Genomic DNA, 12,695 nt, shown 5'->3' on the forward strand with positions numbered 1-12,695 from the left:
CCAGGCCAATCGCTGCAGGCCGGGTGAGTAGTTACGTATGGCTTTCAACAGCCGTTTAGTTACCCCAACCCGGCTAGTAAGGAACCACGGATGGACACGGATTCACACAGATAAGAGATCAGAATTTTGAATCCGTGTTTATCTGTGTGAATCCGTGGTTCTCCAGAACTCCGCCCAGCCGTTACTAAATTGTCTGTAATACCCTACCCGAATGGCACTAAGTTAAGCCCAAAGCCCCCGTCATCCCGGCGAATGCCGGGACCCAGAACCCGCATCCGCGGTGAATTCATGGATTCTATCCTCAGGTCCGTAAACGGTGCATCCCTGCACCACTCCTCCGGCCTGCGCCGGAATGACGAAAAAATGGATTCCTGCCTTAACCTTAGTGCCATTCATACCCCACCCTCCTGGCACCCACCAATCCACAGGAGGGATATAGTAAATTTATTCGCGTTCATTTGCGTTCATTTGCGGCTAAAAATGAATCCTCGCAAAATTTACGATTGCCGGGGGTCGTTCTCCCGGTTCCGCACCGATCGCGCCCAGCTCTCCATGGCGGTATTGGCCACCGGCATCGGCGCCTCCATGAAGGTGATGTGGAAGCTCTCCGGCAGTTCCACCACGCCGATAGAGCGCGGGCGCAGGGCCATCGCCTGGGGGGTCGGCAGGGTGAAGCCGAAGCAGAATATGATATTGCTGGCCGCACGGATATCTGTGTGGATCTGGCCGTTCGGCAGGGCACGGGTATGGGCGTAGTGGTCGAAGGTGGCGATAAAGACGGCGGCCGGGTCCGTCTCGATACGGCTTTTGAGGTGATCGAGGATCTGATCCACGCTGCTCAGGGTGGTCTCTGATTTGCCAATCTCCAGCGAGAACAGGGAGAACACCTCGCGCGTAAAGGATTGCTGCATGACTGGCTCCTGAAGAGTGCTGATGAATTCCGTAACTGTCGATCAGGGAGAGGCTAAGGAATCCATCGCGGCGGCGCATTGAAAAATCTCAATGTCAGGAAATTGTTTGTCAATTGTCAGCAATAAACCCCAGATTGCGGATATCCAGCAGATATTTGTTCGGCTCGGTCTCGATCAGCAGGCTCTGGCGCTTGAATTCGGCAATGGTGCGGCTGGTGGTCTCGGTGGTGATGCCGAGCATCGCCCCCATGTCCTCCCGGGGGAACAGTTCGCATTCGCTGGACTCCTGATTGCGCACCAGCCGCAGCAGCAGTCGCGCGACCCGCTGCTTGGCGGAGCCGGTGGAGAGTTCGGTGAGCCAGGCATCCGCCTCCTCCAGGGCGCGTTGCCAGCGGTTCAACAACTCCTGATGCAGCTTGGGATTGGTGCTGGAGAGGGCCTGCACCACACTGACCGGCAGGCTGCACGCCTGGGTCGGTTGCAGCACCACCGCGTCGTGCTGGTAGGGCTGGCCCAGCAGGGCCTCGAGTCCGGTGACGTCGGTGGAACGAATCAACCGGACAATGCGTTGCGTCCCATCGGGCAGGTACTGGATCAGCTTGAGCACGCCGCTGCGGATGGTGTAGAGCCGATCGCCCTTGTCGCCGGCGCGATAGAGGACCGAGCCGGCGGGCAGGGTGTAGAGGTCGATCGGTTGATGAATCTTGTCGAAGTCTCCCTCTTCGAGCCCGGCAAACAGCACGGAATTGCGCAGCGTGCAGCTGATGCAGTCGGCAACGCCTTCCCAGGCTTCTTTATCGGAGAGATTTCTCATGGATTATTCTGTGACTTGTACAGGTGAATATGGGCAATCGAGTCGAGCCAGTATCAAGATAAGCTAATATTTGAATCTACACCCTATCCGTTCATTTGGCCAGACTGCTTCGATTGAGAGCCATGTGCGCTATCGCGATTTTCAGGCGAGGGAGCGCCTGATTTTTGATCCTTGTTCCCTTAACTCCGCACACCCAGCCCCGCGCAGCATCAGCACCGTCATTCCCGCGCAGGCGGGAATCCAGGGTTAGCGGGCACCTCGGGTCGTGGCTGGATTCCCGTTTCTGCGGGAATGACGGCGCTTGGCTGACCCTTCTTTCCAATCAGGTATAAATTTATATTGGGGTAAAAGAAAAACCACCCTACGCTACAGGCCATGGCTGATGCGGGTTTCAAAACAGCGCACAGGGCTCGATTGGCGAATGCCGTGGCGCGCAAGATCAAGCGCATTCCGCCGCCGCCAGGCGACGGGGCCGGGGTCAAACAGAACCAGGGCGACGGATTCGGCCCTGGACCAGATGGTTTGTTCGACTCCGACCCCCCGCCGCGGTTTCTTCAGCCCACCTGCGGCAGGTGCTTGAGCGACTCCTTGATCGCCGCCTCCGGGTACTCGTAATCCTCCAGTTCACCGGCAAAGAAGCGGTCGTAGGATGTCATGTCAAAGTGCCCGTGGCCGGAGAGGTTGAACAGCAGGGTCTTGGGCTCGCCGGTCTCGGCACAGCGCCTCGCCTCGCGGATGGTGGCGGCGATGGCGTGGGTCGACTCCGGAGCCGGTACGATACCTTCGCTCTTGGCGAACAGCACGCCCGCCTCGAAGGTCTCGATCTGCGGCACCGCCATCGCCCCCAGCAGCCCCTCGTTGTAGAGCTGGCTGATCAGCGCCGAGTCGCCGTGATAGCGCAGCCCGCCGGCATGGATGCCCGGCGGCATGAAGTCGTGCCCCAGGGTGTACATCTTCATCAGCGGGGTCAGCCCGATGGCATCGCCGAAGTCGTAGGCGTAGGTGCCCTTGGTCAGGGTCGGGCAGGAGGTGGGTTCCACCGCGATGAGCTCCACCTGCTTGCCGGCCGCCTTGTCGGCGAAAAACGGGAAGGCGATGCCGCCGAAGTTGGAGCCGCCGCCACAGGGGGCAAAGATCATGTCGGGGTATTCACCCACCATGGCCAGCTGCTTTTTCGCCTCTTCACCGATAATCGTCTGGTGCAGCAGCACATGGTTCAACACCGAGCCGAGGGCGTAGTTGGTATCGGGCCGGTTGGCCGCGATCTCCACCGCCTCGGAGATGGCGATGCCCAGGGAGCCCTCGCTGTTGGGGTCCTTGGCCAGAATGGAGCGGCCGGATTCGGTCAGGTCGGTGGGACTGGCGTGCACCTGGGCGCCCCAGGTGCGCATCATGGTGCGGCGGTAGGGCTTCTGTCCGTAGCTGATCTTGACCATGAACACCTCGACATCGAGGCCGAACATCTGCCCGGCCAGGGCCAGGGAGCAGCCCCACTGGCCGGCACCGGTCTCGGTGGTCAGTTTCTTGATCCCGGCCTGCTGGTTGTAGAAGGCCTGGGGCACGGCGGTATTCGGCTTGTGCGAACCGGCCGGGCTGACCGATTCATTCTTGTAGAAAATCTTCGCCGGGGTATTCAGCATCCTCTCCAGGCGATGGGCCCGGTACAGCGGGGAGGGGCGCCACAGACGCAGCACCTCGCGCACCTCCTCGGGGATCTTGATCCAGCGTTCCCCGCTCACCTCCTGCTTGATGATCTCCTCGGGGAAGATGGCGGCCAGTGCATCCGGGCCTACCGGATTGCCGTCCGGTCCCAGCGGCGGCGCCGGCGGATTGGGCATGTCGGCAATCACGTTATACCAGTGGGTGGGCATCTCTGATTCTTTTAGTAGAATCTTGGTCTTCATATCAAGGCTTCTCCCAAGTCGTTTGGATCGGCGGATTGTGATCGGATGGCCCTGGCGGGCCGCTGCTGCAATCTTCACATATTAGGCGTCCCTTGTGCCACCGGTTTAGCCCCTGACGGTTTCCGTTGCAATCAAATTGTGCTGATATTCCGGCCTATGGACGCCGGGCGACAATATGGCGTTATCCTGCATCAGCCGGCTGAGGTACAATCGCCGTCCCTTTGAATAATGGTGTAACGGGTGAGCAATGGCGCTGATCAATCTGCGCAATATACAGCTGGGCTTCGGCGGCCCGGCCCTGCTGGACGGTCTGAACCTGGCGATCGAACGGGGCGAGCGCATCTGCCTGCTGGGCCGAAACGGTGCCGGCAAATCGACCCTGATGAAGCTGATCGCCGGTGAACTGCAGGCGGATGACGGCGAGTTCGCGATCCAGCAGGGGGCGGTGATCACCCGCCTGACCCAGGAGGTGCCCGAGGGGCTGGTCGGGTCGGTGTTTGATGTGGTGTCCACCGGCCTGGGCGAACTGGGGGATCTGGTGCGCCGTTTTCACCAGATCAGCCATCAGCTGGCCACCGAGAGCAGTGAGAAACTGCTGGACCAGCTCTCCCGCGTACAGCACGAGCTGGAGGCGGTGGATGGCTGGCAGTCGGAGCAGCGCGTCGAGACCGTGCTTTCCAAACTGTCCCTGGATCCCGATCTCGCCTTCGCGGCGCTCTCCGGCGGACTGAAACGCCGGGTGCTGCTGGCCCGGGCGCTGGTGCAGGCACCGGACCTGCTGCTGCTGGACGAGCCGACCAACCATCTGGATATCGCCTCCATCGACTGGCTGGAGGAGTTCCTGCTCAACTATGAGGGCACCCTGCTGTTCGTCACCCACGACCGTATGTTCCTGCGCAAGCTGGCGACCCGCATTATCGAACTGGACCGGGGCCAGCTGACCGACTGGCCGGGGGATTATGACAACTTCATGCGCCGCAAGGCGGAACTGCTGAACGCCGAGGAGAAGGCCAATGCCCGCTTCGACAAGAAGCTGGCCCAGGAGGAGGTGTGGATCCGCCAGGGGATCAAGGCGCGGCGCACCCGCAACGAGGGCCGGGTGCGGGCACTGCAGGCGCTGCGCGCCGAACGCAGGCAGCGTCGCGAGCGCACCGGCAATGTCTCCATGGCGCTGCAGCAGACGGAGCGCTCCGGCAAGCTGGTGGTTGAAGTGGAAGGCATCAGCTACGCCTGGGACGGCAACCCGATCGTACGCGACTTCTCCACCACCATCATGCGCGGGGATCGCATCGGCGTCATCGGTCCCAACGGGGCCGGCAAGACCACCCTGCTCAACCTGCTGCTCGGCAAGCTGCGGCCGGACAGCGGTACGGTCAAGCACGGCACCAAGCTGGAGGTGGCCTATTTCGATCAGCTGCGCGCCCAGCTGGACGATGAAAAGTCGGTCATTGATAACGTGGCCGACGGCAGCGACAAGGTGGAGATCAATGGCAGCAGCAAGCATGTGATCAGCTACCTGCAGGATTTCCTGTTCACCCCGGACCGGGTGCGGCAACCGGTCAAGGCGCTCTCCGGCGGGGAACGCAACCGGCTGTTGCTGGCGCGGCTGTTCAGCAAGAGTGCCAATGTGCTGGTGATGGACGAGCCGACCAACGACCTGGATGTGGAGACCCTGGAGCTGCTGGAAGAGCTGTTGCTGGACTACCAGGGCACCCTGCTGCTGGTAAGCCACGACCGGGTGTTCCTCAACAACGTGGTCACCAGCACCCTGGTGTTCGAGGGGGAGGGGCGGATCAACGAGTACGTGGGGGGCTATGACGACTGGCTCAGTCAGCGCAAGGCGCCGTTGCTTGAGCCGGCTACGAAATCGTCACCCGGCAAGACCGAGCCGGCCAAACGTGCCCCGGTTGCGGCGTCCGATAAGCCGAAAAAACTGAGTTACAAGGATCAGCGCGAGCTGGATGAACTGCCAAAACGGATCGAACAGCTGGAGGTTGAGCTGGCACGGTTGCAGATGACCGTGGCCGATCCCGCCTTCTATAAAAGACCCAGGGAGGATAAGGCGAAGGTGCAGCAACAGCTGCAGGAGACCGAGGCGGCACTGAACGAGGCCTATGGGCGCTGGGAGGAGCTGGAGTCCTGAGGGGTCGTGGCAGGATGGGCGGAAAAAACCTGCCCCATTACCAGGCCATGGCTAGAGTTATATTCTGAATTGGTATCTACTCACCCGGTCTGTAAGTGATTGGCCTGCCTTGTTGGTCGATCTTGATCCAGCCATCACGTGAGACCGGCAACGGGACAGGGGTCGGAGTCAAATTTGATCATGGAAACGGGGCATTTCATACGACAATGTCCATCAAATTTGACTCCGACCCGAATGGCACTTACTTAAGTCAAGAATCACCGTCATCCCGGCCTGCGTCGGGATGACGGGAGTTTTAAGCTTAAGTAAGTGCCGTTCGACTCCGACCCCTATAGGAATCTACGAGTAAAACAAACACTAAAGGACAACCATTTTGAATCCCACCCCCTTTTCATCCCTGGACCTGCACACCGATCTGCTGGATAACCTGTCGACCTTGGGTTATGCCGCGATGACGCCGATACAGGCGCGGAGTCTGCCGCCCATTCTGGCGCGCAAGGATGTGATCGCCCAGGGCAAGACCGGCTCGGGAAAAACCGCCGCGTTTGCGCTGGGGCTGCTGCAGAAACTCGATGTGAAACGTTTCCGCATCCAGTCGCTGGTGCTCTGTCCCACCCGGGAACTGGCGGATCAGGTGGCACAGGAGATTCGCCGGCTGGGGCGGGGCATCCACAATATCAAGGTGCTGACCCTGTGTGGCGGTATGCCGTTCGGACCGCAGGCAGGCTCGCTGGAACATGGCGCCCACATCATTGTCGGTACCCCGGGCCGCATCGAGGACCACCTCGGCAGGGGGACGCTGCGGCTGGATGCCGTGCATACGCTCATCCTGGATGAGGCGGACCGTATGCTGGACATGGGCTTTCAGGAGGCGCTGGAACGCATTGTCGATCAGACGCCCGGGCAGCGGCAGACGCTGCTGTTCAGCGCCACTTTTCCCGAGCGGATTCAGGCCATCGCCCGGCGCATCATGACCGAGCCGGTCATGATCCAGGTGGCCTCCAGCCATGACAATGCCAGCATTGAACAGCACTTCTACAAGGTGGCTGACAATCAACAGCGTCTGACCGCACTGCGTCTGTTGCTGTCACACTTTCGTCCCGAATCGACCCTGGTGTTCTGCAATACCAAGAAAGAGACCCAGGAGGTGGCGGACCGGTTGGTGGCTGCCGGGTTTAGCGCGCTGGCCCTGCATGGGGACCTTGAGCAGCGGGATCGGGATGAGACCCTGGTGCGCTTTGCCAACCGAAGCGCCGCCATCCTGGTCGCCACCGATGTGGCGGCGCGGGGGCTGGATATCGATGCCCTGGATGCGGTGATCAACTATCACATCGCCCATGATGCCGAGATCCACCTGCACCGGATCGGCCGCACCGGTCGGGCGGGCAGCACGGGGGTCGCCTGCTCCCTGTACGATGACAAGGAGAGTCATCGGGTCGCCCTGTTGGAGGCCGGCATCGATCCGATTCTGGATAGCGAACCGCTGCCACCGGTAGCGCTATTGGATCGGCCGGCCATGCAACCCGCCATGGCGACGCTGCAGATCGATGGCGGCAAGAAACAGAAACTGCGTCCCGGCGACATACTGGGTGCCTTGACCGGGGAGCAGGGCATTGCGGGCAAACAGGTCGGAAAGATCAATGTGGCGGATAACCGGACCTATGTCGCGGTGAGCCGCGAGGCGTTGAAGCCGGCATTGAAAAAACTGGCCGAGGGCAAACTGAAGGGGCGTTCGTTTCGTGTTCGGTTGATGGGTGGCTAGGGCTACCCTTTACCCACAAACACCGATGAACACGCGTGTAGGATGGGTGGAGGCGCGGCACCCTTGTTGACGGCTGTTCGCGGCGGTCGGGCGCGCCATAACCCATCTTCGGGTGCGGATGCGGATGCAGGTGCATGATGGGTTGCGCGCCGGAGTGGGAGCCGGCGGTGAGTTCATGGAGGCGCTCCACCCATCCTACGCCCGGATGCAATCCGGCCCAATTATGGGTAAAGAGTTTCGTAGGGTGGATAAGCCGGTAGGCGCATCCACCATCGTCGCGGTGAGGAGTGGTACATGGATGTACCGTTTACGGACCTGAGGATGGCATGCGCTGTCGCTTACCCACCCTGCAAAGATGAAGTAGTACTGGTTATGTGGCAGGGTGCGCAGGTTTTTTGTGCCCACCCCACCAAATGGCAAGTAGATTTGTCGGAAAAGGACGTCTATGCTTTTTTGTACGCCGTACTCCGCGTGGTTCCTGGCGGTAACCGGGTTTTTCCTGGCGCTGGACATTACCTTGCCCGGGGCTCCTTCAGCGTCCGGGCCGGCCTAATCGCCCCTTCATGATCCACGCCTGAACGTCGACCTTACCGGGCGGACAGGGTGGCGGAGTGCACCGATCGATGCATGTCTGTAGGTTGACCGGTCTTATGCGGACCTCCGGGTCAACGGCTGGCCATTGAAGCGGCCATAGCCCGGTTCAATTAAGAGCGGACCCACAGGGAGGGTGATCCACATGTTCACCAGCAATCCGTTCGCCGACCTGACGGTTTTTCTCTCCCCGCTGGTCATGCAGGTCTACCTCGTTCTGATGATCCTGGCGGTTGCCATCGGCACCCTGGTCGACATGCTGCACAAACGCAGCGCCGAATTTTTCCTACGTCAGTGGAAGCGATCGAGGAGCGAAGCCGAGCGGCCGCTCAGCGGCATGGATAACGCCGCCCTGGCCGCCAGAACCTTCCTCAAGGAGGTAGCAACCTCCGGCGAATTCTGCAACCCGAGGCGGCGCATCTCCCACCTGCTGATGTTCTACGGTTTCCTGTTCTATCTCATCACCACCATCGTGATGGTGTTCGGCTATCCGCTGCCCACCACGCCGGCGCCGGCGATCCTGCCGCTGCTGTGGAATATCGGCGCGCTGATGGTGCTCACCGGTGGTTACTGGTTTTTCTTTTTCCTCCGGGTGGATGTCGCCAAAGAGGGCCATTCGCCCTTCCGTCTGGTGCGTGCCGACCTGTTCATCGTCACGCTGCTGGCCAGCGTCAGCTTTGCGCTCATCTGGGAGATCGTGCAGGCAACGGGCAGTCTGACCGCGACCCAGGTCGTTTTCGGCGTCTATATTCTGTTCACCACGCTGCTGTTCGGTTCCGTGCCCTGGTCCAAGTTTGCCCATATGTTCTACAAGCCGGCGGCGGCCTTGCAGAAACGGGTGGCGGAGGCGAATGGTTCATCCAACCTGCCGACACCCGCCGACGTTCACAACCCCGGGAGCTGATCGGATGCCCACCTTTGTCTACATGACGCGATGTGACGGCTGCGGCGAGTGTGTGGATATCTGCCCATCCGACATCATGCACATCGACCGAACCTACCGGCGGGCCTACAACATCGAGCCCAATTTCTGCTGGGAGTGCTACTCCTGCGTCAAGGCCTGTCCGCAGCACGCGATCGACGTCCGTGGCTATGCCGACTTTGCCCCGCTGGGACACAGCGTCAGGGTGCTCCGGGAGGAGGAGAAGGGGATGATCTCCTGGAAGATAAAATACCGTGACGGGCGGGTGAAGGAGTTTCGATTCCCGATCCGCACCACTCCCTGGGGCTCCATCAGGCCGCCCGCCGATTACACGGTGCCGGACGCAGCCGGCCTCGGCACGGCGCTGCTGGCGCACGAGCCCGAAGCGCTCGAGGTCGATGCGCTGCCCACGCTACCCCCCTCCCGCAACAACAAGGTGTAATGCCATGGCGCTATTCTCATCCCGAAAAACCCGCTTTGTGGATTCGGATATCCTCATCATCGGCGGCGGTTTCGGCGGCTGCGGCGCCACCTACGAATCCCGATATTGGGGGCGGAATCTGAAGATTGTGCTGGTTGAAAAGGCCAATATCGAGCGCAGCGGCGCCGTTGCCCACGGCCTGTCGGCGATCAACTGTTACATGGGCATGCGCTGGGGCGAGAACCAGCCGGAGGACCATGTGCGCTATGCGCGAAATGACCTGATGGGGCTGGTGCGCGAGGACCTGGTGTTCGACATCGCCCGGCACGTCGATGCCACGGTGCACAAGTTCGAGGAGTGGGGATTGCCGATCATGAAGAACCAGGAGACCGGCCGCTACCTGCGGGAGGGGCGCTGGCAGATCATGATCCATGGCGAGAGCTACAAGCCGATCATCGCCGAGGCCGCCAGGAAGTCCGCCAGCGAGGTGTACAACCGGATCATGGTGACCCATCTGCTGCTGGATAAGACCCGCCCCGACCGGGTGGCCGGCGCGGTCGGCTTCAGTGTCCGGGACGGCAACTATTATGTGTTTCGGGCGAAAGCGGTGATCGTGGCGGCCGGCGGTGCCTCCCATATCTACAAGGCGCGCTCGATCGGCGAGGGCGTGGGCCGGACCTGGTATGCCCCGTGGAGCAGCGCTTCGGCCTACGGCCTGCTGATACCGGTCGGGGTGAAAATGACCCAGATGGAGAACAAGATCGTGCTCGCCCGTTTCAAGGACGGTTACGGTCCGGTGGGGGCCTGGTTCCTGCTGCTCAAGGCCTATGCCACCAACGCCTATGGCGAGCGCTACGAGGAGGCCCGGTTCGAGGAGATCAAGGCGCTGGTCGGCAAGTATGCAGAGCAGCAGCCGGTACCGACCTGCCTGCGCAATCACGCCATGATGGAGGAGATCAAGGCGGGCCGGGGCCCCATCTACATGCAGACCCAGGCATCCCTCGACAGCCGGGAGAAGGAGGAGATCGGATGGGAGGATTTTCTCGATATGACCATCGGCCAGGCGGTGGTCTGGGCCTCCCAGAACATCGACCCCAAGGAAAGGCCGTCCGAACTGATCACCTCCGAACCCTACATCATGGGCTCCCACGCCACCTGTTCCGGAGCCTGGGCCAGCGGCCCGGAGGACTGTGCCCCGGCGGACTACCAGTGGGGATACAACCGGATGATGAGTATTGACGGGCTGTTCGGGGCCGGGGACACGATCGGCGGTTCCGCGCACAAGTTCTCCTCCGGCTCCTTTACCGAAGGCCGGATAGCCGGCAAGTCGGCCGTCAGGTATGTCACGGAGCGGAGTGGGGAGAGGCTCGAGGTGGATGAGGCCGAGATCAAGCGACTCGAAGAGACCATTTTCATGCCACTGGAAAACTACACCGTGGGCCGCAACGAGATCGTTGCCGGCAGCGTATCGCCCAGCTACATCTCACCGCTTCAGGGCCTGCAGCGGCTGGAAAAGATCATGGACGAGTACGCCGGCGGTATCAGTACCTTTTATACGGCCAACGAGCCGATGCTCAGGCGCGGCCTGGAACTGCTCGGCATGCTGAAGGAGGACCTGCAAAAGCTCGGTGCCGAGGACCTTCACCAACTGCAGCGGGCGTGGGAACTCAACCACCGGGTCTGGACCTCGGAGTCGGTGACCCGCCACACCCTGTATCGCCAGGAAACCCGCTGGCCGGGTTACTACTACCGGGCCGACTATCCCAAGCTGGATGACGCCGAATGGCATGTCTTCACCGCCTCCCGGTATGACCCGAAGAGCGGCGAATGGGACATGAGCAAGCTGCCGGTACACCACATCGTGGACTGATTCCCATAATCCGCCAGGTGGAATTCCGGGTGCCTCGATCGGAGGGCGGGGATTTACGGTCAGTGCAGGTCGACAAGATCCATGTACGGATAGCAGGGCCTTTGTGGCAGATAAGCTCAGACATGATTCAAATCGGATGTCTGTTTTCGGCACAAAGCGGACATTTGTTGAACCAACGTCACGGGCTGAAACCATCCAAAAGCGGACGTTGACGTCCAATGTCGCGGTGCGAAGCCTTGAATTACTTGTTATTCCTTTTGCCATAGCTCAGGAATCCCAACAATCTGTTGGCTTTGTGCATTGAAATCAAGCATTGTATTGTCGGATTCGATGAATACACGATCAAACGTTTCAGCTTCATCCCAATAAGATGACAACGCCTCGGAAATGAACTCTTTTGCAGTTTCCAAGTTTAGACTGGATAGGGGCATGTTTTCGTATATCAAAAGTATATTGATAGGAAACTTGGAAAACTCATGATTTCGTAGCTTCTCGGTTTTTTTTGAAACGACCTGGTTAACTGCCTCCGCTAGTTCTTGTTCAGCGCCGTTACCAGCCCAGCCAGGACCTGTAAGTGTAGAAGCATTCACGATTTCTCGAATTTCCTCCAAGGACTTTTCCTCCCCGTACTTGAACAGGGACATGTCAATAACTGCTTCGGGATTCTCTTTTGCCGCGATGACCAAGGCGCGCGCATAGGACGTTGGAATAGCCTCCGTGATTTCAACACCCCAACTTTCATTATCTAACTCAATAGAGAAATCCGGCCTTTCGCGCTTGGAAACCACAATAGGGAAAATCAACTCGCCAGTTCGATTCAACGTAGCAAGAAATCTTGCAATAGACCAACGCTCGCAATCTTCAGTTGTTCTGTCTTCCTCTCGAGGAGGTACAGATATATCTATGTTAGATAGCTGGCTGTCGAGATCCTCTGTTCCTTCTGCATTCAGATTCATTGTCAACCCCTTTTTGGGCATAATGCTTTGCTGGCGTATTACCGTTCGAGCGCATTTGCATTGTTATGTGATAAAGAGCTTAGGGCAGAACCCTGGCAACCGTTTGTAATAAAATTACCAATGTTGGATCATTTGTCAGGAACGAAACCAAAAACGAAAGCCACCCAAAGGTGACCAGGGCGGAATCCAATTGAATTCCGGCTTTACAAAGCACTGTTTTAACCATAGCAATACCTCCTTTAAGTTTACCTGTAACATTAAATTGGTGATTGCCTGGATTCTGCTCCGCACTGCGTTGTGCCCTAAGCTCTCTGTACTTTACGCCTTAGTCTTTTATGCCAAATAAATAACCGGCTATTGCACCGAGTATACCCATTGCAGCAGTCATTGACTGACTATCA

The 12,695-nt window shown here is 59.4% G+C and carries 9 protein-coding genes; 5 read left to right on the top strand and 4 right to left on the bottom strand.

Going from position 1 to position 12,695, the window contains the following annotated elements; translation table 11 throughout:
- Positions 1 to 497: 497 nt before the first annotated feature.
- The 3 genes from NPX02_RS20555 to NPX02_RS20565 all read right to left on the bottom strand — a co-directional run bounded on the left by NPX02_RS20555 (position 498) and on the right by NPX02_RS20565 (position 3,629).
- Positions 498 to 911 carry a DUF6858 family protein gene (locus tag NPX02_RS20555; RefSeq protein ID WP_260295926.1) on the bottom strand — a complete coding sequence of 138 codons (414 nt, stop codon included), beginning with the start codon at positions 909 to 911 and terminating at the stop codon, positions 498 to 500.
- Between the two features lie 109 nt (positions 912 to 1,020).
- Entirely contained in the window at positions 1,021 to 1,725 is a 705-nt protein-coding gene (locus NPX02_RS20560) for a Crp/Fnr family transcriptional regulator (protein ID WP_260295928.1), read from the bottom strand.
- Positions 1,726 to 2,279: 554 nt separating this feature from the next.
- Positions 2,280 to 3,629, bottom strand: a complete 1,350-nt coding sequence (locus NPX02_RS20565) for a TrpB-like pyridoxal phosphate-dependent enzyme (protein ID WP_260295929.1) — start codon at positions 3,627 to 3,629, stop codon at positions 2,280 to 2,282.
- 247 nt (positions 3,630 to 3,876) lie between these two features.
- Between NPX02_RS20565 and uup the strand changes: the two genes are divergently transcribed.
- The 5 genes from uup (at position 3,877) to aprA (ending at position 11,338) form a co-directional block, all read left to right on the top strand.
- Positions 3,877 to 5,772: an ATP-binding cassette ATPase Uup gene (gene uup, locus NPX02_RS20570; RefSeq protein ID WP_260295930.1), complete on the top strand. Its 1,896-nt coding sequence runs from the start codon at positions 3,877 to 3,879 to the stop codon at positions 5,770 to 5,772.
- Between the two features lie 373 nt (positions 5,773 to 6,145).
- Positions 6,146 to 7,534 (top strand): ATP-dependent RNA helicase DbpA, encoded by a 1,389-nt coding sequence (gene dbpA / locus NPX02_RS20575; RefSeq protein WP_260295931.1) that lies wholly within the window; start codon positions 6,146 to 6,148, stop codon positions 7,532 to 7,534.
- 736 nt (positions 7,535 to 8,270) lie between these two features.
- Positions 8,271 to 9,029 carry an adenylyl-sulfate reductase gene (locus NPX02_RS20580; protein ID WP_260295932.1) on the top strand — a complete coding sequence of 253 codons (759 nt, stop codon included), beginning with the start codon at positions 8,271 to 8,273 and terminating at the stop codon, positions 9,027 to 9,029.
- A gap of 4 nt (positions 9,030 to 9,033) precedes the next feature.
- Positions 9,034 to 9,489: an adenylyl-sulfate reductase subunit beta gene (aprB, locus tag NPX02_RS20585; protein WP_260295933.1), complete on the top strand. Its 456-nt coding sequence runs from the start codon at positions 9,034 to 9,036 to the stop codon at positions 9,487 to 9,489.
- Between the two features lie 4 nt (positions 9,490 to 9,493).
- Positions 9,494 to 11,338 (top strand): adenylyl-sulfate reductase subunit alpha, encoded by a 1,845-nt coding sequence (gene aprA, locus NPX02_RS20590; protein WP_260295934.1) that lies wholly within the window; start codon positions 9,494 to 9,496, stop codon positions 11,336 to 11,338.
- Positions 11,339 to 11,586: 248 nt separating this feature from the next.
- Here the strand turns inward: aprA and NPX02_RS20595 are convergent, their stop codons facing one another.
- On the bottom strand, positions 11,587 to 12,294 hold the full coding sequence (locus tag NPX02_RS20595) for a hypothetical protein (protein ID WP_260295935.1): 708 nt from the start codon (positions 12,292 to 12,294) through the stop codon (positions 11,587 to 11,589).
- Positions 12,295 to 12,695 lie beyond the last annotated feature (401 nt).

The organism is Sedimenticola hydrogenitrophicus, assembly GCF_025175675.1.
Lineage (GTDB): Bacteria > Pseudomonadota > Gammaproteobacteria > Chromatiales > Chromatiaceae > Sedimenticola > Sedimenticola hydrogenitrophicus.

Bases quoted from the DNA above. Each gene is read 5' to 3' on its own strand.
- NPX02_RS20555 (WP_260295926.1), bottom strand. From the start codon at position 911: ATGCAGCAATCCTTTACGCGCGAGGTGTTCTCCCTGTTCTCGCTGGAG.
- NPX02_RS20560 (WP_260295928.1), bottom strand. From the start codon at position 1,725: ATGAGAAATCTCTCCGATAAAGAAGCCTGGGAAGGCGTTGCCGACTGC.
- NPX02_RS20565 (WP_260295929.1), bottom strand. From the start codon at position 3,629: ATGAAGACCAAGATTCTACTAAAAGAATCAGAGATGCCCACCCACTGG.
- uup (WP_260295930.1), top strand. From the start codon at position 3,877: ATGGCGCTGATCAATCTGCGCAATATACAGCTGGGCTTCGGCGGCCCG.
- NPX02_RS20580 (WP_260295932.1), top strand. From the start codon at position 8,271: ATGTTCACCAGCAATCCGTTCGCCGACCTGACGGTTTTTCTCTCCCCG.
- aprB (WP_260295933.1), top strand. From the start codon at position 9,034: ATGCCCACCTTTGTCTACATGACGCGATGTGACGGCTGCGGCGAGTGT.
- aprA (WP_260295934.1), top strand. From the start codon at position 9,494: ATGGCGCTATTCTCATCCCGAAAAACCCGCTTTGTGGATTCGGATATC.
- NPX02_RS20595 (WP_260295935.1), bottom strand. From the start codon at position 12,294: ATGAATCTGAATGCAGAAGGAACAGAGGATCTCGACAGCCAGCTATCT.